The following is a 25824-nucleotide window of genomic DNA, read 5'->3' as shown; positions in this document are numbered from 1 at the left end:
GGAGGAGAGTCAAATGGCTATCCGCACCCAGGAATCGTTCTCGGGGTTCATCGCCTCAGACCCCCAGCTCAGCCAGACCTCGAAGGGTGATCCTCGGTTCTACGCCCGGGTCGGCAAGGAGCACTTCCGTCGCGAGGACGATGGGTCTTTCACCCAGACCGAGACGACCTATCACCACATGGTGATGTTCGGCCGGTCGGCCGAGCACGCGCATGACCGGTTCGCCAAGGGCGACAACTTCATCGCCGAGGGCTACACCCGCGAGGTCAACTACGAACGCGACGGCCAGGCGGTCGAGAGCGAGGAGTTCGTGGCCAAGAAGATCGGTCACGACACCGCCCGCACCCGCTACGAGGTCGACCGCACCCCACGCCGCGCAGCAGCGGAGCGGGACGCGGCCGCGTTCGAGCCACCGTCCCGGCCCGCCCAGGCACCGCAATCCACGGCCATCGGCCTGTGAACGCCGGGAGCCGAGCATCATGACTGACACCCCCGAGGCCGATCCACCCGGCGCCGACCCAACCAACGGTGAGGGGCCGGAGTTGGATGAGCCGGATGTGTTCGACGGTCCGCCGCGCGTCAGCGACGCCGATGTGCCCGAGACGCCGCACCCGGTGAACTGGAACCTGCTGTCCGCGCATGACCTGGAAACCGAATGGCTCGCGCTGAACCGATGGGTGGACTGGTTGCGCCACACCTACGGACTTCCCGCCAGCGTGCTGCCGCCGTTCTGGCACCACCACCCCGAACTGGTCTGGGAACTCTCCGCGCTGCACCTGCACTGGCTGGGCGCCTACGACCCCGAGCAGAACGCCTCCGCGGCGATCGGCTGGCACCGCGACTTCGCCGACACCCGCGCCCGCCTCCGGGACTGGGTGGCCGCCTCGGGCACCCGGATCGATCGTGACCGGCCCACCCGGCAGACCACCTGGCCCGGCGAAGAACCCGGACCGCCGGTGGAGGATGTGGTGATCGCCGACCGCGACGCCGAGTTCGTGGAGTTCGTCCAAGCCCAGGTCCGCAGACGCCAGGAGGCCGAGGACGAGTTCTTCGCCAGCCTCGACGACGACCTCGACCTCGATGTTTACCCGACCACCGGGCAGGTGCGGGACTGATGGGCGGCTACGTGAAGAAGACCGACCGGCGCCGCTACGAAGACCGCTCCTTCTCCGTCCGGGCCGTGCACCGGGACCAAGCCGACCTGCACAAGCTCGCCGAGGTGCTGATCCGGCTGACCTTGCAGGAGACCGGCCGCAGCCGCGCCGACCGCCGCGCCGCCGAACCACCGGAGACCTACCGCGACCCAGCCGCAGCCCTCCGCTCAGCGGCGAGTGTCGCAGGCCCGTTGGTAGAATGACACCAGCAAGCCTCGCGTACGCGGGGTGTTGTGGTCCCAAACCTCACCCGCACGGGTGGGCAACACGCACCGTGACCCGGTCGGGTCTCGTCCTACAGCCACACCGATGGCTGCTCTCACGATCAACATCTCCTCCCAGGCGTCTGGGGCGCGAGGGTCGAATCGCGTGAGAGGCAAGGACCCGATGACCACCACTACGACTGCTACCGATCCAGCCGCCAGCCTGATCGACCCGCCCATCAGCACCGCTGTCGCGATCTCCTACCTGCGGGTCTCCACCCGTGAACAGGCTTCCAAGGGCGGCACCGACGAAGGCTTCTCCATCCCCGCGCAACGCGACGCGGTGCGCCGCAAAGCCGACCAGCTCGGCGCGGCGATCGTGGAGGAGTTCGTCGACGCCGGAGCCTCGGCCAAGTCCGCCGACCGGCCCGACCTGATGCGGATGATCCAGTACGTCAAGACCAACAAGGTCGCCTACTGCATCGTCCACAAGGTCGACCGGCTCGCCCGCAACCGCGCCGACGACGTGACCATCCACCTCGCCCTCCAACAGGCCGGGGTCATGCTCGTCTCGGCCACGGAGAACATCGACGAGACCCCGAGCGGGATGCTGCTGCACGGCATCATGTCCACCATCGCGGAGTTCTACTCCCGCAACCTCGCCACCGAGGTCACCAAGGGCATGACCCAGAAGGCCATCAGCGGTGGCACCCTCGGCAAGGCCCCCATCGGCTACCTCAACGTCCGCACCCGCGACGACCAAGGCCGCGAGGTCCGCACCGTCGAACTCGACCCCGAGCGAGCGCCCCTGATCGAGTGGGCGTTCAAGGCCTACGCCTCGGGGAACTGGACCGTCAGCCAGCTCCACGACGAACTCACTTCCCGCGGACTGGTCAGCCTGCCCACCCCGAAGCGGCCATCGAAGCCGCTGGCGGTCTCCTCGGTACATCGCCTGCTGACCAACCCCTACTACAAGGGCGATGTCGTCTACCGCGGCACCCGCTACAAGGGCACCCACCGTGCCCTCGTCCCACCCGAGGTCTGGTACCAGGTCCAGTCCGTGCTCACCGCTCACAAGACCGCCGCCGAAGCCACCCAGGTCCACGACCACTACCTCAAAGGCACCATCCACTGCGGACAATGCGGGTCCCGGCTGATCGTCTCCAACGCCAAGAACCGACACGGCAACGTCTACTGCTACTTCGTGTGCTCCGGCCGGCACTCCAAACGCACCGACTGCACCCGCGGAGCGATCCTGATCGAAGACGTCGAGAAGCTGATCGAGGACTACTACACCCGCGTACAGATCAGCCCCGCCCAGCGCGACGCCCTCTCCGGGATGCTCCACCACGAGTTCGACCGACTCATGGCCGCCGAGACCGACGAACTCGAACGCCTCACCACTCACCGAGACCGGCTCGAACACGAACAAGACCGGCTCATGCAAGCCCACTACGCCGACGCCATCCCGCTGCCCGTCCTCAAACGAGAACAAGACCGCATCCTCGGCGAACTCGACCGCCTCAACCGGCGTATCGACGCCCACCACGGCGACTACGCCGACGCCCGCGCCCACCTCGACGACGCCCTCGGACTCCTGGCCAACTGCGCCGACATCTACCAACGGTGCGACGACGCCAACCGGCGCCTGTGCAACCAAGCCTTCTTCACCAAGGTCTACATCGACGAAGACAACGAACTCCGCGTCGAGAACAACCGGCCCTTCGAGATGCTCCTTGACCCCGAGGTCAACGCCAACGCACTCAACTGGACCCAGAACGGCGACAAGGCCCGAACCCCAGCCAACGATTCCATTGGCAAGGGTTCGAGCCTTGTGCGCGGGGTGGAAGCAATGGAGCGTTGCGGGAACAGGCGACCTCGGGTCGAGAGCCTGGTTTCCGCGTGGAATCAAGGGGTTTGCGCGGATGCAGAGTCCGACGGCGAGGCCGACGACCCGTTGATCGGCGTGTCGGCGGAACCAAAGAAACGACCTCGAACACGCCTGACCGACGAGGAAGTGGACGCTATGCGAACAGCCCGCGCACAGGGCATCAGCGTGAAGGCCGTGGCTCGTCAGTTCGGGGTGCACCGGGGCACGGTGTGGGCGAAGACGCGGTGATGAACCCGACGGCGACGCGGGAGTTGAACTGACCTCGACCCCCTCGCGCCGCGAATCTCGGTAGGCCGTTCTGCTGCATGAAATCAACGATCTACGACGTGTGGCATGTGGATAACTCCACGGCGATACTCCGAAATACAGAGTGCTTAGCACTTTCGTTAGCACTTTTCGCGGCTCAGACGATACTGAGCCTGGTCCAGTTCGGAGGCTGAGACGAGACCCGCACCGGCCAGTAACGATTGTGGCTGAACACGGAAGACAACCATCTGGTCAAGGTCTGTGCGTCTGGCAATAGTCCAACGTGTTCTCCACCCAGCCCTCGGCGACGATCCCGGTGCATGCCTTCACCTATGGCAGGAACGGACTTCGACATCGTGATTCGCGGCGGCGTACAGGGGAACACCGGGTTGGCGAACTATCGTCAGAGTAGCGATCGGCAAATGCCGTAGCTCCACAAGGGCCTCGCCTCAGAAGTGCTCGTGATGGAAGCAGGTACCGCCCATGTCGGTAACCAAGATACAAGAACTCAACGGTCTCGGCCCCGTACGCGCGACTCGCGCCCGTGCCGGGGACTTTCCGCCGATAGCGAAGGCTTATACGCGGGTCTCGCAGCAGGTGAGGGATGCGGGTCTCCTGCGTCGGGCGCCCTGGTTCTACGTTCTGGTCGGACTGGTTCTCGTGGTCGCTCTCGGCGGCACGATAGCCGGATTCGTTCTGCTGGGAGAGAGCTGGTTCCAGCTCCTCATCGCGGGAGCTCTGGGTATCGTCTTCACGCAGATCGCGTTTCTCGCCCACGAAGCGGCGCACCGGCAGATCCTCTCCCTCGGTCCGGCAAACGATCGTCTTGCGCGCGTCCTCGCCGGGGCCATCGGAATGAGCTACTCCTGGTGGGACTCCAAGCATAGCCGCCACCACTCCAACCCGAACCGAGTGGGCAAGGATCCCGATATCCAGGTCGATACCATCTCGTTCCTCGAAGAAGACGCGGTCCAGGCGAGAGGATTGCGGCACGCTATCACGAAGCGACAAGGCTGGTTCTTCTTCCCTCTGCTCACATTAGAGGGGCTGAACCTCCACTTCCACAGCCTCCGCCACCTTCTGAGCAGGGAACCGGTAAAAGGGCGCTGGATCGAGCTTGCCATCATCGCCGCGCGGTTCGCCCTCCTGATCACCCCGCTCTTCCTCTTGCTTCCTATAGGTATGGCTTTCGCGTTCCTGGGGATTCAAGTCGCGGTCTTCGGCGTGTATATGGGAGCCTCTTTCGCCCCCAATCACAAAGGGATGCCGGTGATCGCTCACGACGCGAAGCTCGACTTCTTCACGAAGCAGGTGCGTACCTCGCGGAACATTCGGGGTGGGTGGTGGGCGACTTCGCTCATGGGCGGCCTCAACTACCAGGTCGAACATCACCTGTTCCCGAGCATGTCCCGCCCGTTTCTTTCGCGCGCGCGGCGTATCGTCCGCGAACACTGCCGGGAACTGGGCGTCCCGTACACCGAGACATCACTGGGTCGTTCTTACGCGATCGTCATTGACTACCTGAACCGTGTCGGTCTCTCGGCTCGTGATCCGTTCGAGTGTCCCATCAATGCCCGGTATCGCCGAGTGTGACTATCCAACCCGTGGCGAGTGGATCGAGCGGTGGGAGCGCGAAGTACGCGAGTCTGGACACGCATACGCCCCGTCTCCAGCCACCGTTGTCCGTCGACAAGCTGAGCTCGCACGAGATCAAGAACAGCAAGACGGCGCTGCAAGTGAGCGACCGTATCGAGGCGGTGAATGTGTCGGATCTGAACCGCGAGGCCGAGGACCCTTCGCATCCGGACAGGCAAACGAAGGTGTGAAGATCTTTCCATCTGACTCCGCGGGGAGAAGCAGACGGGACGTTCGACCTTCATCAGCCACAGAATGGGTTCTCGAATCATCGGGCTCGCTGTCGACAAGTTTCCGGCCCGTCACAAAGATTTTGTGACGTTCGGCGGTCGGGTGCCGTCTTATGTGTAGAGCGTTGTTCTTCGCTCGTTGGATGGTGCGGCCAGCGGTCGTGCTGCTGGATTGTGGAGGTAGTTCTGATGGCTACGGATGAGATGAACAAGACTGTTGCTTCTGAGGGCGGCGCATCGGTGCCGCGAAGCGTAGGGGCTGCGGGCTCGTCGCGAGTGGATCGTGCGCCTGCGGTACCGCGTCTTCCGATGGAGGAGAGTGCTTCGGCGGGACGGACGACGATCGCCGAGGGCGTGGTCGCGAAGGTCGCGGGCATCGCTGCCCGTGAGGTTTCGGGGGTGCATGCGCTTGGCGGCGGAGGGGCGCGTGCATTCGGTGCTATCCGTGACGCGGTGAACGCGACGGATCTCACGCAGGGCGTGAAGGTCGAGGTCGGCGAGACGCAGGCTGCCGCGGATATTACGATCGTGGTCGACTATCCGGCGCCGATCCAGGAGGTCGCCGATAACGTGCGCAGTGCGGTGACCGCGGCGATCACTCGTCTGGTCGGTTTGCAGGTTGTCGAGGTCAATATCGACGTGAATGATGTGCACCTGCCGATCGACGACGCTGACGACGACACCGAGTCGCGCGTCTCATGAGTGCGACGCTGACCGGGGCGCTGGTCGGCGCAGTGCTGGCTTTCGCTGCGCTGATCTTCGGGTTCTGGGGATTTCTGCTGGTCGTGCTGCTCATGGTGATCGGTGCTTTGACCGGGCGAGTGTTGTCGGGTCAGCTGGACCTCCGCGCGCTCGCTAGCGCATTCACGGGGAGGCGAACCTCGTCATGAGCGTGCTGACCGTTGCATCCCCGAGCATTGCGAGCACACCTGATGTTGTTTCGTCGGCGCCTGGGAGCGTTCGGGTGCATGAACGCGTCATCGACAAGGTTGTTCGGGAAGCGTCAGCGGTCGCGATCGGTGTGTCTCGAGACGACGTGAGCGTCGAGGCGGCTGAATGGGGCGGAGGTCTTTCCGTGCGAATCGCGGCGAAACTGCCCGTCCCCGATCTCAGCGATATCGAAGCGATCGAGGCTGCGGTGCCGGTCCTCGAGCGGGTTCGTGCGCTTCAGGCCGAACTCGCTGAAGAGTTCGCGCGTTTGACAGGACGGGACATCCGCCGTGTGTCGTTCACTGTTACGGGAGCGGTCATCCCGAAGCGAAGTCGGGTGAGGTAGATGACGAATGCCGTGCTAAAACGTGTCGTGCGCCGAGAGACGCACTCTCCGCGCACCGTCGCCACCGTGATTCTCCTTGTTCTCGTCGCATTGGCCGCGATCTACGTGGGAATCGAGATCGTCTTACGTCTCCTCGGCATCGGCCCGTTGCTGGTCGCACCAGGGGCAGCGCTGACCTGGCTGCAGGATCTGCCAGACCAACCTCCGAGCCTGATCATTGCAGGAGGACTCATCGCGCTGGTGGCCGGGCTGGTTCTCGTCTGGCTCGCCCTCGGCCCAGGCCGGAGACCGAAGCATCAACTCGGATCCTCCTCGTATGCGGTGATCGTAGACAACGGAGTGATCGCGTCGTCGGTCGCTGAGCGGGTGCGGCGTGAACTGGATCTCGCCAAAGGCGCTGTCGTCGTAGGTGTCGGTCACCGCAGTGCGGATATCACCGTCAGGCCAGAGCCCGGACAAGCCGTCGATAGGCGTCATGCACGCGCTGTCGCCGAGTCGGAACTGGTCGGCTATCAGTTGTCGCCCCGTGTCAGGGTGAGGGCAAGAGTCCTGCGTGCTGCAGATGGGGAGGAGAAGTCATGAATGCCACGAACCGAGGCGTGAACCGAGTGATCCTCTTGATCGCTGGCATCTTTCTGATCTGCGTCGGCAGCGCCACGGTGATGCCCATACTGTGGCCCGTTGCCGGCGACCTCTGGAAGAGCTGGCTATCGACCGGGGTGGACTGGATGCTCAGCGCAGATAACGCGTCTCGTATTTCGGAGGCGACTACGGTGAGCTGGTTCACTCTGGCGTTCCTCACCCTGCTGGTGCTGCTCGTGGTCATCACGGTGCTCGTCATCGCCCGACTGGGTGGCGGGCGAAGCAGCGTGGTGATCCGTGAGGAGGCGGAAGGCGAGGTGCAGGGATCGGTCACGATCCGGGGCGGCTTCGCGGCCGACGCGATCACCCAATCGCTCGCGTCGCATGACGAGATCCTCTCCTCGAAAGTGAACGCGCGCAGACTGTGGGGCGCTGACGTCCTCCATGTGAGTGTGATGCCGAGGCAGAACGTGTCACCTGTCGAGGTCGCCGAGACGGTGACAGGACTCGTCGATCGCCTTGCGACCCTACTGGGTCGAGAGATCTCGACGCTCGTGACGATCCATTCCGGGATTCGCTCGCGGCTCGCGGCTGACCAATCCCGAGTGAACTGACCCTCGCGTTGCGGGGCTTAACGAAAGGAAGAACGCGATGCGTAAGAACATCCTGATACTTGCGGTGATCGCCGTCGCCGCCTATCTGGTCGGCGTGGAGTCGGCAAAGGCGCGCGGGAAGAACTACGAGGACTTGCGGCACCAGTTCGAACGGCTCTGGACAAACCCGGAGGCGAAGAAGTCACGCAAGCGCATGGCGAAGAACGCCAAGAAGTCGCTCGAGAAGGCGCGCAAGAACTTTCTCGGCAGCTAAGGCACAAGAGCCGCAAGGCGCTGTCCCAGAACCTCGCTCCCAGACCCGGGAGCGTTCCAGAGAATGAAAGGAATTCACACGATGAGTGCTGGAGACAAGATGAAGGCCGCAGCCGACAAGGTCACCGGTCAGGTGAAGGAGACCGTCGGCAAAGCGACCGACAATGACAAGCTCGTCGCCGAAGGCAAAGCGGACCAGGCGAAGGGAGTCATCAGGGACAAGGTCGAGGACATTAAGGACGTGTTCAAGAAGTAACCACGCCTCCGGGGCGGGCTCGCCCGCCCCGGTTACCCCGTTTCTCTCATTCGAAAGGACTGCTCTCATGGGCTTCTTCAGTTTTCTCATTCTCGGGCTGATCGCCGGCGCGATCGCCAAGCTCATTCTCCCCGGAAAACAGGGTGGCGGCTGGTTCGTCACCCTGCTGCTCGGTGTTGTCGGGGCGATGCTCGGGGGCTGGCTCGGCGGCCTCATCTTCAACGTCAACCTGCAGGGCTTCTTCAACCTGTCGACCTGGCTGCTCGCGATCGGCGGATCGATCCTGGTGTTGCTCATCTATGGCCTGATCACCGGTCGCCGCGCGAAGAAGTGACCCAACCTCACAAGCCATGGACGAACTGACGGATACGGGTAAGGATGAGGGTCAACGGGCGGTCGTCGCACCGCCCGTTGGCCCTCGAAGGAGAGGTGCCCTTGGTGTCAGGGGGATGAAGGATGAGCAGTGAGCCTTGCCGCAACCCGTTGGAGTCGGCAGATGACCGGATCATCGCCGGACGAGCCGCAGACGGAGACACGGCAGCATTCGCGGCGCTTGTTCGCAGGTACACGCCGATGATGCGTGCCTACACGCGGCGGATCCTTCCGGGCAGCGCGGATGTCGACGACGTCGTCCAAGACGCGTTCATCACCGCCTGGGACCAGCTCCCGAAGTTGGATGATCCCGGGCGTGTGAGGAACTGGCTGATGCGGATCACCGGTCGCAAAGCGATCGACCGCATCCGATCCGCCCGACCCCACTCCGATCTGAGCGAGATGGAGCTACCGGCCCAGGATCGGATGGCCCCGCAGCGGCAAGTAGAAGCTCGCGCAGGGATCGCGGCGTTGAGCGACGCGATCAACCAGCTTCCCGACTCCCAGCGTGAATGCTGGGTGCTGCGAGAGCTGGGCGACTACAGCTACGAGGAGATCGCCCAAGAACTGGACCTCCCGATATCGACGGTTCGGGGATTGCTCGCCCGTGCACGAAAAGACATCATTGTTCGAATGGAGCAGTGGCGATGAACGAATACGATACCCCTGATCCGCGGGGCCGCGTGACCGAGTTCGAGGATCTGGACGGGCACACCATTGAAGAGCTCTCTGACTACCTCGATGCCGGGCGCACCCCTGTGGATGCTTCGATCGAAGGCTCGCCCGGTTGCCGCATCGCACTGGATGCCCTGACCCGTCTTCGAGAGCTTACCCCCGAGCTCCTTGCAGCCGACACTTCGGCGGAACCGGGGCCCGACGACACCTGGGTGCAGAGCATCCTCGCCGGCATCACTCTGGACGCGCGCGCCGGACGGCGCATCCCACTGCCTGCGCCCGCGCTCGAAGCCGACTTGGGCATCACCGAGGGTGCCGTCCGGGGCGTGATCCGCGCGGCGGAGCACACCGTGCCCGGCGTCGTTATCGGCAAATGCCGATTCGACGGAGATGTCACGGTGCCGGGCGAACCGGTGCGGGTCCGCGTCGATGTCAGCGTGCCCTACGGCGAACCGATCCCGGATCTTGCAGAACGCCTCCGCAGTGAGATCAGTGCACGTGTGATGACACACACCACGCTGAACGTGACCGGCATCGACATCACCGTGCACGATATCCAGCAGCTTCAGAACCGGACAGAAGGAAACCGATGACCGAGCCGACGGATCAGGCAATGGCCGAGGACATCGAGACTGCGATCAGGGCCGTTCCCGGTGTGGCTTCGATCTTCCGCACTGGCGGCATCATCTCGAAAGTGGTCGATGCCGGCGCTCAGCTCCTCGGAGCTCAGCCGAATGAAGCACCGCTTGTCCGCTGGGAGCATACGCCGGACGGCCCGCGAGCAGAGGCCGCGATAGGCGTGCTCGCCGCCGCGGGAGCTGCTGAAACCAGTCGCCGAGTACACGCAGCGATTGCCGCGCTGTGTACCGGTCGTGGCTGTGCCCCTGTGGAGATCCGCCTCACTGTCGTCCACATCGACGATGGCCCCGGAGACCTCGCGTCCCGACGAACGTCGACGGCGAGCCTAGTGATGCCGACTGAAATCTCGCCTCAAGACTGAAGCCGCCGCTCAGCCCGGCGCGAACCAACGCACTCCGCAGCAGGCCCCATTATGACGCGCCTGCGCTGAGCCTGCTGAGGCGCTCGTCGAGCCTGTCGATAGCACCTCCGGCAGCGCCGGACTCACATCATAGTCCTCGCGCGGAGGCGGATGAGATACGCGGGGCAGCAAAACCTTTCCTGCGTTCACCGCAAGAGTCAGCACTACCGACGAGTAGTGTCAATGGAGTCGCCTCCTCCCTCTTGCCTCAGTTCCTCGGTGCGGTCGTTGTCCTGTTGATCGCGGATGATCTCGGAGTTCCGGCGGCGCGTGGTCTCTTCGGTGGGCGCGTATGCGTGCCCGGAGTCCTGTATCGCGCGTTCCCATCGTTCCGCTCGCTTCCGCGCGATTCTTCGATGATCCGGTTCCTTCTCGGGGGCGTTCTCATTTGCATTCATGTTTTCACCGTAGCTCGCCCGTATGCGAGGCGTTCAGCTTTGGCGGACTGCGAAGAGACGCCCGCGACGCTGTGATGTCCGCCGCACTGGGCTCGTACGGTCGCGCTGGACTCGAGCGCCGCAAGGCGCTTTGACCTAGACGAATAGTCTTGCGCGTGGCCTGCCCGTCCGCCCCATTGGCAGAATTGACGAAGCTGTGAGGCGTACATGTTTGGGGCGTATCGTCAGATCATGGATACACAGACACGAACGAGCGGCGTGGACGCCGCGACGCTGGGCCTGGGATCGGTGCTGGTGGGTTCGTTGCCTGCTGCCCTGATGACCGATGAGGCTCCGGATCGGTACACGGTGGAGGCCGTGTTCACGCGACGCCCCGAACGGGACGAAGTGATCGAGATTCTGGGGAGCGAGACCCGTGACTTTCTCGCGCAGGCTGGCTACCCGACCGTGGAGGTGACGATCTCGGACCGTCGTCTCGAGATCGCGAACACGAACCTCGAGGAATTGCGCGACGGACTCGCAAGTGCCCTCGCAGATCGCCTGGCCGACATCAGCGCAGGGGTCCGGGATCGACAGGACGCGGCGGCGGTCGTGTTCCAGAACGCGGCTGTGAGCGAGAACGCGCGCACTGCGGCGGTCACCGCTCTCGCGGAATCCGTTACTTTCGCCCCGTCCCCAGCTGGTCAGGATTCGGCGGGAGCGGAGGCGAACCGTGTCCGGTCGGATCGCGCTCAGATCGATGACTGGACCGATGAGGGCGGTCACGGACGTTCCTGACGCCCAAGCCCGCAGGATCTCAGGTGCATCATGAACGAGTATCGTTCGACCCGGACTCCACGAACTAGCCGGCCAGTCAATGGCAAGGGCGGGAGCGAGTTCACGACATTGGCGAAAACGATCCGAGAACAGGGGTTGCTGCGTCGCCGGTACGGGTACTACTGGACGAAGCTCATCGGCCTGCCCCTCTTGCTCGCCGTGGGTCTCCTCGCATTCATCTGGATTGGCGACACCTGGTGGCAACTGTTCACAGCGGTGCTCCTCGCGATCCTCTTCACCCAGATCGCGTTCCTCGGTCACGATTCTGCGCATCGCCAGATCTTCGTATCGGGAAAATGGAACGATTGGGTGAGCATCGTCCTCGGCGACCTGCTGGTCGGTATGAGCTACGGGTGGTGGCAGCATAAGCACACGCGCCACCATGCAAACCCGAACAAGTTGGGTGCCGACCCTGACATCGACCTTCCGGTGATTGTCGTCACTCCGGGTCGAACGCCTCCGAGAAGCCGGACGCTGAGATGGCTTCGGGCGCATCAGGGCGTGTTCTTCTTCCCGATCCTGCTCCTGGAAGGGGTGTCGTTGCACGCGTCCGGGGTGCGCCGAGTGCTCGCAAGGGGTGAGCTGAAGCGGCGCTGGGTGGAGATCCTCTTTCTGCTGATCCGGCTGACCGGGTTCCCGATGCTGGTGTTCATCGTGCTCTCGCCGGGAATCGCGTTCGTGTTCCTCGCCGTGCAGCTCGGCGTGTTCGGGTTCTATATGGGAGCCTCGTTCGCGCCGAACCATAAGGGGATGCCGGTCGTGCCGAGAGACGTGAGCCTCGATTTCCTGCGACGCCAGGTGATGATGAGCCGGAACATCCGCGGTACCCGTGTTCTCGATACTGCTATGGGTGGCCTGAACTATCAGATCGAACACCACTTGTTTCCCTCAATGCCTCGCCCGCATCTGCGCAAGGCAGCACCGATCATCGCCGAGTACTGCCGAACCCACGATGTCCCGTATCTGCAGACGGGATTGTTCGCCTCGTACGCCATCGTCGTGCGCTACATCAACCGTGTCGGGCTCGGGGAACGCGACGTGTTCACCTGCCCGCTCATCGAACAGCGCAATCACTTCACGATGCCAGCAGCATCGTGAAGTTTCCTCGCGCAGACGGGACGGTGAGGCGGTCACATGCCGCCGTGGTCTATCACCCGGCGAAGATCCCACTGGAGCGCGTCCGTGCTGCAGTAGAGATGCAGGAGCGAGCGCTGGGCTGGGCAGCTTCACGCTGGTACGAGACCAACGCACAGGATTCCGGACGCGCCGCGGCAGAGCAAGCCCTGGCGGGTGACCCGGCAGTCATCATCGTGCCCGGTGGCGACGGCACCGTCCGGGCCGTCGCAGACGTCGTCCACAGCTCCGGGATTCCCATCGCACCGATCCCCACCGGTACGGGGAACCTACTGGCGCGCGACCTCGGTATCTCTCTCGGCGATGTCGAGGGCAACATCGAGGCGGCGTTCACGGGCTCGACGCGAGCCGTGGATGTCGGGGTCGCCGAGTTCGACGATGCTGACGGCGCTTCACGACGGCATGCTTTCGTCGTCATGGCGGGTATCGGCCTGGATGCGGAGATGGCGGAGCACACGAGCTCGATCGCGAAGAAGCACCTCGGCTGGCTCGCGTACGTCACGCCCATCGCCAGATCGGTCATCGTCAACAGGCTCTTCCACCTCGACTACCGCGTGGACCAGAACAGAGTCAGATCCACTCGAGCGCACACGGTCATCGTGGGCAACTGCGGCACGCTCACCGGAAACATGCTCCTGATCCCCGGCGCGGTCATCGATGACGGATTCCTCGACGTGGTCATGATGCGCCCAAAAGGACGGTTCGGGTGGGCTCGGATCGGCACGCGCCTCACGCTGCAGGGCATCGCACGGCGCTCCCGGCTCAGCCGGCGCATGCTTGAACGAGCGCCGGATATTCACGCGCTTGCCTATGTCCGGGGGAGACAGTTCGAGGCACGGTTCGATACCCCGCACCTGATCGAACTCGACGGAGACAGCTTCGGCCACGTAACCCGCGTCAATGTCGGCATCAGACCCGGTGCGTTGCAAGTCCGGGTTGCCCGGTGAACTGACTGAGCGCAAGCAAGCAGTGCTGGGGTGTGCGGTACGCACGACATGCCGCAGAAGAGCATCCCTCGCTGAGCCACGTGAGGGAGAGGCAGGTTATGCTTTCGAGCGCTTCGCGCGTTGCCTGAGCAGCCCGAAGATCAGGGTGCCGACGAAGAGCACGATTCCGATGATGGCCAACCAGAGCAGGCCCTCGAACACGAATCCCACGATCGACAGCACCGCCCATACCACAAGCAAGATGAGAAGAACTGTCCACATGTTCCCCACCATACGCTCCATCTGAGGGCAAAAGAAGGAACTGGCAAGACTCACAGAAAGCCGGCGACCACGGCTGAGCCACAAGATAAGCCTCGCCCCCAGTCCCTGTGGCAACGAGTTTGGGCACGCTGGGGTCAGAATCAACGCGTGACATGAATGCAGCAGTTCTACCAGCAGAGTTTCCCGAGAAACCAAGGTTCCGCATGAAAGGACTAACGCATTCCCCAGCGGTGCAGCGGCCCCGACTTCGTGACAGGCGCATGCATCGCGCACGACACGCCGTACTCGATGCAGACAAAGCTACTGCGTCTTCTGCGCTGAACACCGCAACTTTACGACCGTTGCCGATTAAGCGCTGCCTCGTCTTCTGATTCTCTTCGCCATGACTCTTCGCCTGTTTCTACATTCTCCCATTGTGCTATCTCCCGAATGGACGTATCGCTACCTGGCGGTAGATCATCCGCCCCGCTCCTGGTCTTGTGCTTGCCGACCCGAGGAACTGCGCCGTGAGCACCCTGCCTGCCTACCGTGGTCTATAGGCTGCGTGTCGGCCCCTCGCGGTGCGGCCCGCTGCGGTGGGTGTCGTGCGCGAATGGGTCGGGAAGCCGCTGTGCCCGCTCTGCGACTCGCTGCCGCGCTTGCTCCTGCTCGGCGCGCTTGGCTTCGATGCGTTCGGCGGCTTCGTTCACGGGCAGGCTACGGAGTTGGTCGGCTTCGGCCCGAGTCATGGCGCCCCGGTTTCTGGTGTCGCGAGCCTTGCGGTGGGGGCTGGTGGTGCGAATGCCGAGCTGGTCGCGGCGGGCCTGCTGTGGCCCGTACTCGCTGACCAGCAACGCCAGACGCTCCTGCTCATGGCGTTCCCGCATCGCCTCACGGTTGGCAGTCGCGGCGGCGACGGTCTGCACAGCCTCGGCCACGCGAGGATCGGTCTCTGCACGCTTCTCGGCGGCCCTGCTCGCCCATGCCGGGAGACAATCGGCGTAGGTCGGGGTGGTGCCCCATTCGCTGCTGACCTGTCCACGCAGCTCCTGCGTGTGTTCGGTCGCGGCGCGGTGCTCAGTACGGGCTTTGCGCCTGCCGAACCTGCCCACGGTGGCGAGGCGGGCGCTGGTAGCGGCCTCGTTCTCCACGGCGGCGAGGTAGGCGGCCCCGTCGTGCTCGGCTTGGACGGTGAGCGGCCTGGCGGCCTCGGCGCGCACCTGCTCGGCGACTTCTTCGGCCTTGCGGAGTACAGCAGCACTCTCGTCGTCCTCGGCGCGGTGGGTGGAGCGTTGGGCGTCGAGCCTGGCGGCGATCTGCTCCCATCGTGCCGCCGTCCGTTGTGCGCGTTCGGCTTCGTGGTCGAGGCGGGCGAGTTCTTCGGTGACGAGCCGCACGGGGCCGTCGTTGACGAGGCCGCGCACGGCTTCTTGTGCGGCGTGGGTGGCGTGGTCGAGGCCCCGGTCTGCGGGGTCGCGTTCCATCGCGTCGATGAACTGCGCCCGCGCATCCGCGAGGTCTTCCGCGACGACGTGGAGCCGGTTCGTGTTGCGGCCTCGGGTCATGCCGACGTAGACGCCCGCCGCGCTCGTCGCCTCCGACAGCACCGTGTGCGAGGCATCGACGGTGGCGCCTTGGACGCCGTAGGCGGTGGCGGCGTAGGACAGGTGCGCATGCTCACCCAAATACTCGGCAGGCAGGGCAACGGTGCGCGGGCTCTTGCGCCCGCTGCCGACCTCACGCGCGTAGACCGTGCCGTCGCTCTCGACGTGCTGCACGATCCACTGCTGCCGGTTCGCCACCCCAAGATCACTGTTGTTCTTGCGGGTCTGGATCAGGTCACCGGCCCCGATGCTCAGCCCGTCGCTGCCGGTCTCCGTCACCGTGTCGTCGACCTCGCCACGCTCGATCCGTCCGGCGCGGATGCGCTCATTCAACGCCGCCGCCTCGTCATTGGTCGACACCGTGATCGCCTCGCCGTCGCCGTCGCGGGCGCGGGCGCGGGCGCGGGCGCGGGCGCTGACGGTGATGTGGTCGCGGGCCTGCTCGTCGTCCGCATGCAACGTCACGAGCTTCATAGCGGCGAGCCGGTCGAACACCTCGCCGGGGTTCTCGCGGTCTCGCATCGCCAGCGTGAGCGCCGCGTACTGGGCATCGGTGAAGCGATGCAGCTCGCTCATATCGTAGGTACGGCCCCTGATCTGTGCGGCAATGTCGAGCACACCGCCGCGCCCGACGGCGGGGAGTTGGGCGCGGTCGCCGACGAGCGCAACCGTCGCGTTTGCTTCGGCAGTGATGGTGAGGAGGGCGTGGGCGGTGTCTTGGTCGAGCATCCCGGCCTCGTCGACGATCACCCGCTCACCCCGCGACAGCACCGTTTCTCGCGGTGGGCCGGTGAATGCGCGCCCGGTCTCAGGGTCGGTATCGCCCCGCGTGAGGCGTGTCCATACGCCGTCGGCGTTCCACCGCCACCCATGCGCATACACCAGCGCCGCAACACTGGTGGCGGGTACGCCGAGTTCGTCGTGCGCGACCTGCGCCGCCCGCAGCGTCGGCGCAACCACCCGCGACGCCCTGCCCTGCTCGGCGGCGACCTCGATGGCGCCGCCGAGCATCGTGGTCTTCCCGGCCCCGGCTGCACCCTCCACGATCACCAGCGGATCGTTCGAGGCGACCGCAGCGGCGGCGACCGTCTGCCCCTCATCGAGCCCGGCGGTGTGTGCGGCCTCGGTCACGTCCGCTGGTTTCGGCTCCCGGCGCAGGGTTGCGGCGGTGAGCTGGTCGCGCAGCGCGGTCTCAGCGGCGACCACGCCGACGCTGGTCAGGTGGGCGACGTACTCCGGTGCAGCTGCGCCAGGCGGCAGGATGGAGAAGCAATCCGATACCGCAAGATCGGTTGCGAGGCTCACGAACTCGCGCAACTCCTGCGGTGTGGCCTGCACGCCTGCCTCGGTCGTGATCCGGGTGACATGTTCCTCCACAGTGTGCGGCGTCCATGCCGACGCACTAGCGGCGCACCGATCCAGCGCCCGCGACGCGACCTGTTGCATGCTGAGGTCTTCAAGCAGCACTGGGGGTTGCGCAGTCTTGCGTTCGACCCGTTCGGGGTCGTATCCGGCTTCGCGTAGCTCGGTCACCCATGCGGCTTCCTCCCGCAGGGTGGTGGGCTTCTTCGCGGGTCGCTCATACGCCCACGCCTCGGCGCGCAGGCGGGAGGCGACGACCGGCCCGATCATCTCGCCGGGGTGCGCTTGATCCCATTCGGATTCGAGGCGTTCGAGATTCTTGCGCACCTGCTCGCCCCGCTTCGACATGAGCGCGTTGAACGGCTCCAACTCGGCGACTTCGCCGGTGGCGGGGTCGAGGGTCAGGCCGTGCCGGTCGAGCACGGCGGCGAGGTCGGGGTGGGCGGCGATCACGGCGGTGCCGAGGGCGCGGATCGCGCCCTGCTGCTTGAACAGCGCAGCGCCGTTCAAGCCCCGCCACTTGCCCGCCGCCCACACTCTCATGCCGATCTGCATATGAATATGCCGGTGCGGATCACCCGCCCGCGACGTGCGGTGCGTGATGCCCACGACCTGCATGCTCTCGATGGGTACGACCTCCTGCGCCCCCAACGGCCCGACACGAGTCACGGAGTGCTGGGCGAGCCAGCGCCGAATCTCGCTGAGGGCATCCTGTTGCGCCGCATCCAGCACCTCCGAGACCTCGGGGTGCAGGGCGGCGGCGATCGACAAGCTCTTGGGCGTGTTGATGACCATCTCCATGAACCGGGGCGAGCCTCGCCGATCCGACCCCGCCCGGCGCGGTTTGCCCATCGACTCGCCCGTGAGCGGGTTCTCCCAGTCCACCCACCTCGCATACCCCACAGGATCAAGCGCCAGCTCAGCGGTCACCTCGCCCGATCCGTCGAGTGCCGCGAACTGCGCGACGGTCGCTTCCGCGCCCAGGTAGTAGTCGTCAGCGCGGGAACAGTCGGCCTCGACGTAGCGCAGCGCGTCGGCTCCGGTGCCCCGGAACGGGATCACGCCGCCCTGCATCTCGACCACCACCCTTGCGTCTGCCCCACTCACCATCTAGCGTATCAGCAACTACGTCACTTAGATTACGTTCATTCACTGAGATAAGGGCGAGAACCGGGAGGGAGTGGCGAGCGGTTGGGAGCGCTGGGGGGTGTGGTGAGCGGGTGCGCTCGCGAGTGCGGCGAGGGGCGGGGGCTTGGTGTCAGGAGAGGGAGGATGCGACGGTGGCGATCCAGGCGCGTTGGCGGCGTGTCTCGACGGCTCGGGGGTGGTAGTTCGTTCGCACCCACTCCACGGCGGTGTCGGCTGGAACGCCGCTCATCACGGCGAGCACCGCGAGGGCGGTTCCGGTTCTGCCGATCCCGCCGCCGCAGGCAATCTCGACTCGCTCGGACGCGGCCCGCGTGTGAGCTTCCCTGAGCGCGTATACGGCGTCCTCGGTGGAGGCAGGCAGGCGGAAGTCGGGCCACCTGACCCAGCGGTAGGGCCAGTCGGCCACGCGAGGGTCGCGGCCCAGGAGGTAGACGGCGAACTCAGGGGCCGGGGCCTGACCGCGAGGCCGACGCGCACCTGTGCCACGGATCAGACGACCGTCCGGCAGGCGCACCACGCCCGCGTCGTCAACCGCCCAGCTCGTCATGCGGGCCTTATCCGGCGCGGCCTCGGCGTCCGGGTGGGAGCAGTCCTTTGCGGCGGGCGCGGGCGACCCAGCCCTGCGCGGTCGAGAGCGGCACGCGGCTGAGCTCGGCCATTCTCGCGGTCGGGTTCGGTTCGCCGTCGTCTACGAGGCGGGTGTGCTGGAGGGCAACGACCTCGTAGAAGTCCGGGGTGCGCTTCGGGTTCCCCAACGGCTTCATCACATCCGCCGAGCGGAGGACGCGACCCGACGGCATGGTCATGGTGCCGCCCTCGAACCGGCTGGCTCCGGTGACGGCGAACTGGCGGCGGTTGATCGCCGCCTCGATCCGCGACGTGGGCAGGTTGCGGAGCATCGGGCTCGCCACGGGATCGCCTGCCCACTCGGGCAGGTAGACGATCCCGGTGATCCGCACCTCGCCCTTGGGTTCCTCGTCCAGCAGGTATTGGCGTTGCAGGCGCAGCAGCACACGAGTGGACGACTCGGTGTGCTGGATGAGGAACCAGCGCCCGGAGTCGGTGTTGTTGTGGCTGGAGTTCAGCCTGCGATCCAGCCCCGGCGCGGGATCGACCCACTGCTCATACCTGAGTGCCGCGTCGATCGCGGGGCTGTCGCGTTCGGGGTCGATGGGCGAGGCGTCGGGCATCTGCCAGCCCGCAGGCAAGTCCGCCGCGACCAGCAGCGGCACACTTTCCAAGTCCTCGATCATGCTCCCAATCCTACATGACCTCATGCAATGGCCGCTACGCCATGTGTGTGCTACTCTATAACTCACGTATCTGCCACGACGTGAGATAGAGATGAGCGACCGGCCCCGACGCACGAGTGATGAGTCGCCGCGACGCGCGGCGCAGAGCAGGGGTGCGCTCGGAACAGGCAAGGGCAACGATCCGCCTCAGTTGCGACTGCGGGCGGAGCGACGGGAGGAACCAGACATGCGCAAATTGGTGGAGTGGGTGCTGAACATCACCCAGGCCCGCTACGACGCGCACCGCGCCGGGGAACCCGACCCCTACGACCTCCCGGCACCTGATGGACTCGGGCCGGTGTCAGACGAACGAGGCAGAGTAGAAGCAGAGCAACCGCACCAACGAAGGAGCACCGCATGAGCACCATCACCGCTCCCGCCCTCGCCCCGGCAGGCGTCACCGACGGCTGGACAGGCGACAAGCCGGTGCTGCTGGCCGTGTCCTATCTACGTGTCTCCACGCGCGAGCAGGCCGAGCGTGGCGGCACTGACGAGGGGTTCTCGATCCCCGCCCAGCGTGAGGCCAACCAGCGCAAGGCCGACGAACTCGGGGCGCGGATCGTGCACGAGTTCGTGGACGCAGGCGAGTCGGCACGCTCGGCGGATCGTGACGGCCTGAAAGAGATGCTGGCGTTCATCGCTGCGTCTCGGGTGCAGTTCTGCATCGTGCACAAGCTCGACCGGCTCGCCCGCAACCGCGCCGACGACGTGACCATCCACCAAGCACTGCTGTCTGCGGGCGTGACATTGGTGTCGGCTACGGAGTCGATCGACCAGACGCCCTCGGGGATGCTCGTGCACGGCATCATGTCGTCCATCGCGGAGTTCTACAGCCGCAACCTCGCCACCGAAGTGTCCAAGGGCCTATCGCAGAAGATCGCCCAGGGCGGCACCCCGATGCGCGCCCCCATCGGTTACCTCAACGTCCGCAAGACGGATGAGAACGGCCGCGAAATCAGAACCGTTGAGGTCGACCCCGAGCGTGCGCCGCTGATCCGGTGGGCGTTCGAGCATTATGCCGAGGGTGAGACCTCGGTGACCGGGCTGCTGCGCGACCTCACCGCACGCGGCTTGGTCACGGTGCCGACGCCGAAGCGCCCGAGCAAGCCGCTGGGGAAGAACACGCTCTACAAGCTGCTGACGAACCCGTACTACGCCGGGCTGATCCGGTACAAGGGCGCCCTGTATCCCGGTGCGCACGAGCCCATCGTGGAAGCGGCGCTGTTCGATCAGGTGCAGTCGCTACTGAAAGCGCGGACCGCGAAGCAGACCCGGCATGTGCAGCACGCCCATCACCTCAAAGGCCTGTTGTACTGCGGCACCTGCGGGTCGCGGATGCTCCTCGACTTCGCCACCAACCCGCGCGGCACCACCTACGCCTACTTCGTCTGCTCCGGCCGCGCCGCCAAGAAGACGAGCTGCACGAGGCGGGCGGTTCCGGTCGCGGTCGCGGAACGTCTCGTCGCGGACTCCTACGCCTCCATCACGATCAGCGACGACACCTACCGCGACCTCGCCAAGCGGGTGGACGCGGCGTTCGACAAGCGCATGGCGGGCCGCGACCAGGAGATCGCCGACCTCATGGCGAACCGGGCCAAGTTGGAGTCGGAGAGCGACAAGCTGCTGGCCGCGCACTTCGCCGACGCGATTGACCTGCCGACCTTGAAGCGGCATCAAGACCGCATCCGGGCGGGCCTGTCCGACGTGAACCAGCGCCTTGCCGAGCACGATGAGCACCACACCGGCGGACGCGCGTTCCTGCACGACTCGCTGCGGCTGCTCACCGACGCGCACCGTGCCTACGCTCGTTCAGGTGATGCCGACCGGCGGCTGGCGAACCAGGCGTTCTACACCCGCCTCGACATCACCGATGACGAGCAACTACGTCCGCGCCTGGCCGAGCCGTTCGCCACCATCATCCGCGAGAGCAAGACCCCCAGCGACGAGGGAGAGGAACCCTTACGGGAACACACCACATCTTCCGATGTCACGTGTTCCCGTAAGACACATTGGGTGGACCTGAGGGGACTCGAACCCCTGACCCCCTGCATGCCATGCAGGTGCGCTACCAGCTGCGCCACAGGCCCAGACGCTGTTCCGAACCAGCCGGAGCAACTTGAAAAGAGTACTACACGAATCGACGGGAGCACCAATCGGTGGGGGCATCCCGGGCGCGTCACGACGGATGAGGGCGCGGATGAGAAGGCGCGGAGGAACAAGCACGCGGCGTCGCGTGTTGGATCCGGCGTGAGCATCCTCGACAGTCTGGTGATCGGCGCAGGACAGGCCGGTCTCTCGGCATCGTTCCACCTGTCCCGGCTGGGTATCTCGCACGTGGTCCTCGATGCGGACGAGCGCCCGGGTGGCGCATGGCAGCATCGGTGGGACGCGTTGACGATGCGAGACGTGCACGGCGTTGCAGAGCTGCCGGGAGACACGCCTCCTGCCCGCGACGGTGCTCGCGCCAATGAGGCTGTGCCGGCGTACTTCGCGTCGTACGAGCGGAGGCACGCACTTCCCGTGCTGCGCCCCGTCCATGTGGATCGGGTGGAGGACCGCGACGGTCTCCTGGCCGTGCGAGCCGCGGAGGGGGAGTGGACGACCCGCACCATCGTGAATGCGACCGGTACCTGGTCCCATCCGTTCCTCCCGCATTTCCCCGGCATGGAGACGTTCGTCGGAGAACAGCTGCACACCGTCGACTATCCGGGACCGGAGCACTTCATCGGCAAGCGGGTGCTGGTCGTGGGCGGTGGCGCCTCAGCCGTGCAGTTCCTCGGCGCGCTGGCCCCGATCACCGAGACGCTGTGGGTCACACGCCGTGAGCCGGTCTGGCGCGACGACGACTTCACCCCGGAGGCGGGAGCCGCAGCGGTCGCGCTCGTCGAGCAGCGCGTCGCCGCAGGGCTTCCTCCGCAGAGCGTGGTCAGCGTCACGGGACTCATGCTCCGCGCGCAGGAGCGGGAAGCGGAGCGTCTGGGCGCCTACGCGGACCGGCGTCCGCTGTTCGAGCGCATCGAACCCGACGGTGTGCGCTGGTCCGACGGCAGCTTCGAGCGGGTCGATGCGATCCTGTGGGCGACCGGCTTCCGACCCGCGATCGGTCATCTGGCACCATTGCATCTGCGCAGCGCTGCCGGAGGCATCCAGCTCGACCGGAACGGACGCGGAACGACCGCCGTCCGCGATCCTCGCGTGCAGCTGGTCGGCTACGGGCCGTCTGCGAGCACGATCGGCGCGAATCGGGCCGGTCGCTCCGCGGCGAAGGGCGTGCAGCGCGCGCTGAAGTCCGCAGAATCGCGCGTCACCAGCGGTTGAGCACCTCTTCAGCGAACCCCTCGATGCCGTCCACGCGCACCCGTTTCCCGGTGTCGTCGAGCACCCAGCCCGACCAGACGCCGAACAACTGGTCCGTGGAGCTGGCGATCACCACGGCATTGGTGCGAGAGCGCTTGTCGTAGAACGGTGTGAAGGTGAGATCGGCCTTCACTCCGTGCACGTGCCACGGGCGCATGAAGTGTCCGGGGTCGTAGTCCCACACGAGTTCCTCGCTGATCTTCGACAGTCGCCCGTCGACGAGCAGCGCATTCTCGGTCGCCCCGGAACCGTCGGTCCACTTCGCGCCGAGTTGCAGTCCGATCACGCGTCCGTCGACGACCCCGCTCGCGGCCGCCCAGTTCCACTGCACCCGGTACGGCCAGCGTCCGCGACCGTGATCGAGCACCGCCCAGCTTCCCGTGGGTACGTCGTGCGCGATGCCGTCCACCGTCACCGTGCCGCTGGCCGGACGGGCGACGTCTTTCACCGTGTACTGGAACCGGGGGATGTCGTCGCCCCGACGCCACGGCACGACGACCCCCAGCGCCTCATGCCCTGCGGGACGACCGGCGAGCAGGTCGAATGAGACGCGAGGTGCACTCCCGCGCAGGCGGGTGCCGTCGAAGCTCTCATCGACGTCCACCGTGATCCGACGGGTGCGCGCCCTCGCGGGCCCATCGCCGATCGACGCAGGCAGCGTCGCACTTCGGCTCCCGGGTGAGATCACCGTGGCGCCGATGTCATGCCCGGTCGCGCGATCGAGCACCCACACCTCGTGGAGCGACATGTAGTCGACGCACGACACCGTGAACGCGATGATGTGGGACGGTGTCATCACGTTCCAGTACTCCCACCGCTTATTGCGGCCCCAATGTCCGCGCCCGGGGATGCCGGAGGTGTCGTGGACAGGGGTGCGCGACCATCCCAGCGCATCCCGGTTCAGTTCCCCGTCCGGGGTGGTGAGAGACACAGGCGCGGTGATCTCGCGCTCGATCAGCGGTGTGGGCATCGTCGTCCTGCTGTCCGGAGGACACCTCGGGGTGGTGTCGTTGCCCCGAGTGTAGAGGAGGGTGTTCCGCACGAGGAACACCCTCCGGGCGGGGAGGGGATCGGACTCTGGATACGCTGAGAGCATGCTCCGCATCGTGTTCCTCGTCGTCTGGCTGCTGCTCTCCGCCTGGCTCGTCGTGTGGGTCGGCGAGGGCCTGTTCGGAGTCGATCAACGACACTCGATCCTTCCCTTCGCCGGAGCGGACACCCTGGGCGCCCCGATCCTCATCGGCGTCGCCTGGGGGCTGCTGCTGACCTTCGGCGGCATGCTGTCCGGCCTCGGGCGTCGCAAGACGGTGCGCGGAGAGACGCAGATCGGTGTCGGCACGATCGTCGAGGTCAGCCGGACCGGTCTGACCGTCAACGATGTGCCGCAGTACGACCTGTTCATCCGCGTGACCCCGAACAGCGGGGAAGAGTTCGTCGCCCAGATGCGGATGCTGGTCGACGCCTCTGACATGTCCGCCCTGCAGGTCGGACTTCCCGTGCCGGTGCGATACAGCCTCATCGACCAGGACACCGTGGTGCTCGCAGACCTCACCGATCCCGCGGTGCGTGGCGCCATGCTCCAGTGGAGGATCGAACGGGGGCTGATCGACCCGTCACAGGTGCGCGCCCGCACGAGCGGGACCGCGGTGACGGCCTCCGTGCTCGAGGTCCGTCCGACGGGGCGACGTCGCGAAGGGCAGAGCGAGCTCGCGCTCCGTGTGCTGATGGCACCGGAAGGCGTGGCGACCTGGGAGGCGGACACCACCGTGTTCGTGTATCCGCAGGCCATCCCGCATCTGCAGGTCGGCGCTCCGGTCTGGGCGTACTACCGGCGGGAGGACCCGCATACGGTCGCGGTGACGATCGAGAAGGAGGCGGGACGATGAACCCGATGGACACCCTCATCTGGCTCGTGAACTTCCCGGCGTCGCACGGATACGCGATGGTGTTCATCGCCGGTTTCTCCATCCTCGGCCTGTTCGCGCTCTCCGCCAGCGGAACCGCGCCGGGTGGTGAGTTGCGGGCGATCCGCCGGAGGGAAGGGCTGCTGCGCCCCGATCAGCGTCCGCGCGGGCGGGCCGGGGCTGCGATCGTACGCATCGGGGCGCGGATCCTGGCTTTCCTCATGCTCGCCTGCCTGGTGATCGGCATCCTCAGCCTCATCGGAGTTCCGGTGACCCGCGCGTACATCTACGACAACGGACGGCCGACGGCGGCGACCCTCGACGGCGACTGGGTGACGTTCACGACAGCCGAGGGCGTCGAGTACACGCTGGAGAGCAATTTCTTCACCCCGGCCGTGTACCCGGACCGCGACGCCTACATCCCCGGTGGCCAGCTGATCGTGGTGCGTTACCTCCCCGACCATCCGCAGGCATTCGTCATCGACAGCGACCAGACCCCGCGCTGAGGTCGGAGAGGGCGCGTAGGGTGAAGGTATGTCGCGAATCATCGTCTTCGGCGGCCACGGCCGCATCGCCCTGCTGCTCGCGCCGCTCCTCGCCGCACGGGGAGACGAGGTCACGGGGGTGATCCGGAACCCGGAGCATTCCTCCGAGGTCGAAGCCGGTGGGGCGAGAGCCCTGGTCGCCGACGTCGAGAGCATGGACGTCGACGCGCTCGCCGAGATCATCCGCGGGCACGATGCCGTCGTCTGGTCGGCCGGCGCGGGTGGGGGGTCACCCGAGCGCACCTATGCCGTCGACCGTGACGCTGCGCAGCGTTCCATGGACGCGGCGGAGCGCGTAGGTGTCCGGCGGTACGTGATGGTGTCGTGGATCGGCTCCACCGCCGACCACGGTGTCCCGCGGGACGACTCGTTCTTCCCCTACGCCGATGCCAAGTGGGCTGCCGACGAGCACCTGCGCGGTACCGGCCTCGAAGGCACGATCCTCGCTCCGGGGACACTCACCTTCGACGATCCGACCGGACGCATCCAGATCGATCCCGAGGGGCGGGGAGCCGTTTCCCGTGCCGACGTCGCAGCTGTGATCGCAGCCTCCCTGCAGGAACCGTGCACGGTCGGCCGGACGATCCGCTTCGGCAACGGCGACGCCGACTCGGCAGCCCCCATCGCCGATGCGCTGTCCTGCTGACGCCT

30 protein-coding genes, 1 tRNA gene and 1 pseudogene are annotated in these 25824 nt (G+C 65.8%); 26 read left to right on the top strand and 6 right to left on the bottom strand.

The features are described from left to right. Window positions 1-13 precede the first annotated feature (13 nt). The 20 genes from HDC31_RS10630 (at window position 14) to HDC31_RS10535 (ending at window position 13720) form a co-directional block, all read left to right on the top strand. Window positions 14-460, top strand: a complete 447-nt coding sequence (locus tag HDC31_RS10630; RefSeq protein WP_058859025.1) for a single-stranded DNA-binding protein — start codon at window positions 14-16, stop codon at window positions 458-460. Window positions 461-479: 19 nt separating this feature from the next. Further along, a complete protein-coding gene (locus HDC31_RS10625; RefSeq protein ID WP_058859026.1) occupies window positions 480-1115 on the top strand; it encodes a hypothetical protein in 636 nt (211 codons plus the stop codon). Further along, window positions 1115-1357, top strand: a complete 243-nt coding sequence (locus HDC31_RS10620; protein ID WP_058859027.1) for a hypothetical protein — start codon at window positions 1115-1117, stop codon at window positions 1355-1357. The genes HDC31_RS10625 and HDC31_RS10620 overlap by 1 nt, the downstream gene beginning before the upstream one ends. 184 nt (window positions 1358-1541) lie before the next feature. Continuing rightward, window positions 1542-3476, top strand: coding sequence for a recombinase family protein (locus HDC31_RS10615; protein ID WP_257022022.1), 1935 nt, complete (start codon window positions 1542-1544; stop codon window positions 3474-3476). 501 nt (window positions 3477-3977) lie between these two features. Continuing rightward, window positions 3978-5087: an acyl-CoA desaturase gene (locus HDC31_RS10610; protein ID WP_179516068.1), complete on the top strand. Its 1110-nt coding sequence runs from the start codon at window positions 3978-3980 to the stop codon at window positions 5085-5087. An 86-nt stretch (window positions 5088-5173) separates the two neighbouring features. Further along, a complete protein-coding gene (locus HDC31_RS10605) occupies window positions 5174-5320 on the top strand; it encodes a hypothetical protein (protein WP_179516067.1) in 147 nt (48 codons plus the stop codon). Window positions 5321-5548: 228 nt separating this feature from the next. Next, complete coding sequence (locus tag HDC31_RS10600) at window positions 5549-6061, top strand: Asp23/Gls24 family envelope stress response protein (RefSeq protein ID WP_374939218.1); 513 nt, start codon at window positions 5549-5551, stop codon at window positions 6059-6061. Then, window positions 6058-6249, top strand: a complete 192-nt coding sequence (locus HDC31_RS10595; protein WP_055346117.1) for a DUF2273 domain-containing protein — start codon at window positions 6058-6060, stop codon at window positions 6247-6249. Before HDC31_RS10600 ends, HDC31_RS10595 begins: the two co-directional genes overlap by 4 nt. Beyond that, window positions 6246-6635 carry an NTP pyrophosphohydrolase gene (locus tag HDC31_RS10590; protein ID WP_179516066.1) on the top strand — a complete coding sequence of 130 codons (390 nt, stop codon included), beginning with the start codon at window positions 6246-6248 and terminating at the stop codon, window positions 6633-6635. Before HDC31_RS10595 ends, HDC31_RS10590 begins: the two co-directional genes overlap by 4 nt. Continuing rightward, on the top strand, window positions 6636-7217 hold the full coding sequence (locus HDC31_RS10585; RefSeq protein ID WP_179516065.1) for a DUF2065 domain-containing protein: 582 nt from the start codon (window positions 6636-6638) through the stop codon (window positions 7215-7217). It begins immediately after the preceding gene. Further along, on the top strand, window positions 7214-7831 hold the full coding sequence (locus tag HDC31_RS10580) for a hypothetical protein (RefSeq protein ID WP_179516064.1): 618 nt from the start codon (window positions 7214-7216) through the stop codon (window positions 7829-7831). Before HDC31_RS10585 ends, HDC31_RS10580 begins: the two co-directional genes overlap by 4 nt. Before the next feature lie 37 nt (window positions 7832-7868). After that, window positions 7869-8084: a hypothetical protein gene (locus HDC31_RS10575; RefSeq protein ID WP_179516063.1), complete on the top strand. Its 216-nt coding sequence runs from the start codon at window positions 7869-7871 to the stop codon at window positions 8082-8084. An 81-nt stretch (window positions 8085-8165) separates the two neighbouring features. Then, window positions 8166-8339, top strand: coding sequence for a CsbD family protein (locus HDC31_RS10570; RefSeq protein ID WP_179516062.1), 174 nt, complete (start codon window positions 8166-8168; stop codon window positions 8337-8339). A 67-nt stretch (window positions 8340-8406) separates the two neighbouring features. Then, window positions 8407-8673: a GlsB/YeaQ/YmgE family stress response membrane protein gene (locus tag HDC31_RS10565; protein ID WP_055346123.1), complete on the top strand. Its 267-nt coding sequence runs from the start codon at window positions 8407-8409 to the stop codon at window positions 8671-8673. Between the two features lie 122 nt (window positions 8674-8795). After that, complete coding sequence (locus HDC31_RS10560) at window positions 8796-9362, top strand: RNA polymerase sigma factor (protein WP_179516061.1); 567 nt, start codon at window positions 8796-8798, stop codon at window positions 9360-9362. Then, entirely contained in the window at window positions 9359-9979 is a 621-nt protein-coding gene (locus tag HDC31_RS10555; RefSeq protein WP_179516060.1) for an Asp23/Gls24 family envelope stress response protein, read from the top strand. Before HDC31_RS10560 ends, HDC31_RS10555 begins: the two co-directional genes overlap by 4 nt. Beyond that, on the top strand, window positions 9976-10386 hold the full coding sequence (locus HDC31_RS10550; protein WP_179516059.1) for a hypothetical protein: 411 nt from the start codon (window positions 9976-9978) through the stop codon (window positions 10384-10386). Before HDC31_RS10555 ends, HDC31_RS10550 begins: the two co-directional genes overlap by 4 nt. A gap of 668 nt (window positions 10387-11054) precedes the next feature. Beyond that, complete coding sequence (locus tag HDC31_RS10545) at window positions 11055-11600, top strand: hypothetical protein (protein ID WP_179516058.1); 546 nt, start codon at window positions 11055-11057, stop codon at window positions 11598-11600. Window positions 11601-11630: 30 nt separating this feature from the next. After that, window positions 11631-12737, top strand: coding sequence for an acyl-CoA desaturase (locus tag HDC31_RS10540; protein WP_179516057.1), 1107 nt, complete (start codon window positions 11631-11633; stop codon window positions 12735-12737). Window positions 12738-12781: 44 nt separating this feature from the next. Continuing rightward, window positions 12782-13720 (top strand): diacylglycerol kinase family protein, encoded by a 939-nt coding sequence (locus HDC31_RS10535; protein WP_308472274.1) that lies wholly within the window; start codon window positions 12782-12784, stop codon window positions 13718-13720. Window positions 13721-13816: 96 nt separating this feature from the next. Here the strand turns inward: HDC31_RS10535 and HDC31_RS10530 are convergent, their stop codons facing one another. From HDC31_RS10530 to HDC31_RS10515, 4 genes are all read right to left on the bottom strand, one after another. After that, on the bottom strand, window positions 13817-13981 hold the full coding sequence (locus HDC31_RS10530) for a hypothetical protein (protein WP_172952688.1): 165 nt from the start codon (window positions 13979-13981) through the stop codon (window positions 13817-13819). Window positions 13982-14514: 533 nt separating this feature from the next. Next, window positions 14515-18033 (bottom strand): MobF family relaxase, encoded by a 3519-nt coding sequence (mobF, locus tag HDC31_RS10525; protein ID WP_308472273.1) that lies wholly within the window; start codon window positions 18031-18033, stop codon window positions 14515-14517. Between the two features lie 151 nt (window positions 18034-18184). Then, window positions 18185-18622: a protein-tyrosine phosphatase family protein gene (locus HDC31_RS10520; RefSeq protein ID WP_179516056.1), complete on the bottom strand. Its 438-nt coding sequence runs from the start codon at window positions 18620-18622 to the stop codon at window positions 18185-18187. Between the two features lie 7 nt (window positions 18623-18629). Then, window positions 18630-19328, bottom strand: coding sequence for a hypothetical protein (locus HDC31_RS10515; RefSeq protein ID WP_179516055.1), 699 nt, complete (start codon window positions 19326-19328; stop codon window positions 18630-18632). Window positions 19329-19554: 226 nt separating this feature from the next. Here HDC31_RS10515 and HDC31_RS10510 point away from each other — a divergent pair, with 226 nt between their 5' ends. Together HDC31_RS10510 and HDC31_RS20235 are read left to right on the top strand one after the other, a co-directional pair. Beyond that, window positions 19555-19728 carry a hypothetical protein gene (locus HDC31_RS10510; protein ID WP_155488420.1) on the top strand — a complete coding sequence of 58 codons (174 nt, stop codon included), beginning with the start codon at window positions 19555-19557 and terminating at the stop codon, window positions 19726-19728. Beyond that, a pseudogene (locus HDC31_RS20235) lies at window positions 19725-20777 on the top strand (recombinase family protein); the annotation flags it as partial. The gene HDC31_RS10510 and the pseudogene HDC31_RS20235, both read left to right, overlap by 4 nt. A gap of 604 nt (window positions 20778-21381) precedes the next feature. Here HDC31_RS20235 and HDC31_RS10500 read toward each other — a convergent pair. After that, window positions 21382-21454, bottom strand: a tRNA-Ala gene (locus tag HDC31_RS10500). A gap of 160 nt (window positions 21455-21614) precedes the next feature. On the opposite strand from HDC31_RS10500, the gene HDC31_RS10495 reads away from it, so the two are divergent. After that, the gene (locus HDC31_RS10495; RefSeq protein WP_113681541.1) at window positions 21615-22685 is read left to right on the top strand and encodes an NAD(P)-binding domain-containing protein; all 1071 of its coding nucleotides are present in this window, start codon (window positions 21615-21617) and stop codon (window positions 22683-22685) included. On the opposite strand, the gene HDC31_RS10490 is transcribed toward HDC31_RS10495, so the two are convergent. Then, window positions 22672-23694: a DUF2804 domain-containing protein gene (locus tag HDC31_RS10490; RefSeq protein WP_113681548.1), complete on the bottom strand. Its 1023-nt coding sequence runs from the start codon at window positions 23692-23694 to the stop codon at window positions 22672-22674. The genes HDC31_RS10495 and HDC31_RS10490 overlap by 14 nt on opposite strands. Window positions 23695-23818: 124 nt before the next feature. On the opposite strand from HDC31_RS10490, the gene HDC31_RS10485 reads away from it, so the two are divergent. The 3 genes from HDC31_RS10485 to HDC31_RS10475 are packed head-to-tail and all read left to right on the top strand — an operon-like array spanning window position 23819 to window position 25819. After that, on the top strand, window positions 23819-24610 hold the full coding sequence (locus HDC31_RS10485; RefSeq protein WP_113681542.1) for a hypothetical protein: 792 nt from the start codon (window positions 23819-23821) through the stop codon (window positions 24608-24610). Next, on the top strand, window positions 24607-25134 hold the full coding sequence (locus HDC31_RS10480; RefSeq protein ID WP_113681543.1) for a hypothetical protein: 528 nt from the start codon (window positions 24607-24609) through the stop codon (window positions 25132-25134). Before HDC31_RS10485 ends, HDC31_RS10480 begins: the two co-directional genes overlap by 4 nt. Before the next feature lie 28 nt (window positions 25135-25162). After that, window positions 25163-25819, top strand: coding sequence for an SDR family oxidoreductase (locus tag HDC31_RS10475; RefSeq protein ID WP_113681544.1), 657 nt, complete (start codon window positions 25163-25165; stop codon window positions 25817-25819). Window positions 25820-25824 lie beyond the last annotated feature (5 nt).

The organism is Microbacterium sp. JAI119 (assembly GCF_013410135.1).
GTDB classification, from domain to species: domain Bacteria; phylum Actinomycetota; class Actinomycetes; order Actinomycetales; family Microbacteriaceae; genus Microbacterium; species Microbacterium oxydans.
The sequence above is the reverse complement of the archived record's forward strand: the minus strand, read 5'-3'. Positions and strand labels throughout refer to the sequence as shown.

Bases quoted from the DNA above. Each gene is read 5' to 3' on its own strand.
- HDC31_RS10630 (WP_058859025.1), top strand. From the start codon at position 14: ATGGCTATCCGCACCCAGGAATCGTTCTCGGGGTTCATCGCCTCAGAC.
- HDC31_RS10625 (WP_058859026.1), top strand. From the start codon at position 480: ATGACTGACACCCCCGAGGCCGATCCACCCGGCGCCGACCCAACCAAC.
- HDC31_RS10620 (WP_058859027.1), top strand. From the start codon at position 1,115: ATGGGCGGCTACGTGAAGAAGACCGACCGGCGCCGCTACGAAGACCGC.
- HDC31_RS10615 (WP_257022022.1), top strand. From the start codon at position 1,542: ATGACCACCACTACGACTGCTACCGATCCAGCCGCCAGCCTGATCGAC.
- HDC31_RS10610 (WP_179516068.1), top strand. From the start codon at position 3,978: ATGTCGGTAACCAAGATACAAGAACTCAACGGTCTCGGCCCCGTACGC.
- HDC31_RS10600 (WP_374939218.1), top strand. From the start codon at position 5,549: ATGGCTACGGATGAGATGAACAAGACTGTTGCTTCTGAGGGCGGCGCA.
- HDC31_RS10595 (WP_055346117.1), top strand. From the start codon at position 6,058: ATGAGTGCGACGCTGACCGGGGCGCTGGTCGGCGCAGTGCTGGCTTTC.
- HDC31_RS10590 (WP_179516066.1), top strand. From the start codon at position 6,246: ATGAGCGTGCTGACCGTTGCATCCCCGAGCATTGCGAGCACACCTGAT.
- HDC31_RS10585 (WP_179516065.1), top strand. From the start codon at position 6,636: ATGACGAATGCCGTGCTAAAACGTGTCGTGCGCCGAGAGACGCACTCT.
- HDC31_RS10580 (WP_179516064.1), top strand. From the start codon at position 7,214: ATGAATGCCACGAACCGAGGCGTGAACCGAGTGATCCTCTTGATCGCT.
- HDC31_RS10575 (WP_179516063.1), top strand. From the start codon at position 7,869: ATGCGTAAGAACATCCTGATACTTGCGGTGATCGCCGTCGCCGCCTAT.
- HDC31_RS10570 (WP_179516062.1), top strand. From the start codon at position 8,166: ATGAGTGCTGGAGACAAGATGAAGGCCGCAGCCGACAAGGTCACCGGT.
- HDC31_RS10565 (WP_055346123.1), top strand. From the start codon at position 8,407: ATGGGCTTCTTCAGTTTTCTCATTCTCGGGCTGATCGCCGGCGCGATC.
- HDC31_RS10560 (WP_179516061.1), top strand. From the start codon at position 8,796: ATGAGCAGTGAGCCTTGCCGCAACCCGTTGGAGTCGGCAGATGACCGG.
- HDC31_RS10555 (WP_179516060.1), top strand. From the start codon at position 9,359: ATGAACGAATACGATACCCCTGATCCGCGGGGCCGCGTGACCGAGTTC.
- HDC31_RS10550 (WP_179516059.1), top strand. From the start codon at position 9,976: ATGACCGAGCCGACGGATCAGGCAATGGCCGAGGACATCGAGACTGCG.
- HDC31_RS10545 (WP_179516058.1), top strand. From the start codon at position 11,055: ATGGATACACAGACACGAACGAGCGGCGTGGACGCCGCGACGCTGGGC.
- HDC31_RS10540 (WP_179516057.1), top strand. From the start codon at position 11,631: ATGAACGAGTATCGTTCGACCCGGACTCCACGAACTAGCCGGCCAGTC.
- HDC31_RS10530 (WP_172952688.1), bottom strand. From the start codon at position 13,981: ATGTGGACAGTTCTTCTCATCTTGCTTGTGGTATGGGCGGTGCTGTCG.
- HDC31_RS10520 (WP_179516056.1), bottom strand. From the start codon at position 18,622: ATGACGAGCTGGGCGGTTGACGACGCGGGCGTGGTGCGCCTGCCGGAC.
- HDC31_RS10515 (WP_179516055.1), bottom strand. From the start codon at position 19,328: ATGATCGAGGACTTGGAAAGTGTGCCGCTGCTGGTCGCGGCGGACTTG.
- HDC31_RS10510 (WP_155488420.1), top strand. From the start codon at position 19,555: ATGCGCAAATTGGTGGAGTGGGTGCTGAACATCACCCAGGCCCGCTAC.
- HDC31_RS10490 (WP_113681548.1), bottom strand. From the start codon at position 23,694: ATGCCCACACCGCTGATCGAGCGCGAGATCACCGCGCCTGTGTCTCTC.
- HDC31_RS10485 (WP_113681542.1), top strand. From the start codon at position 23,819: ATGCTCCGCATCGTGTTCCTCGTCGTCTGGCTGCTGCTCTCCGCCTGG.
- HDC31_RS10480 (WP_113681543.1), top strand. From the start codon at position 24,607: ATGAACCCGATGGACACCCTCATCTGGCTCGTGAACTTCCCGGCGTCG.
- HDC31_RS10475 (WP_113681544.1), top strand. From the start codon at position 25,163: ATGTCGCGAATCATCGTCTTCGGCGGCCACGGCCGCATCGCCCTGCTG.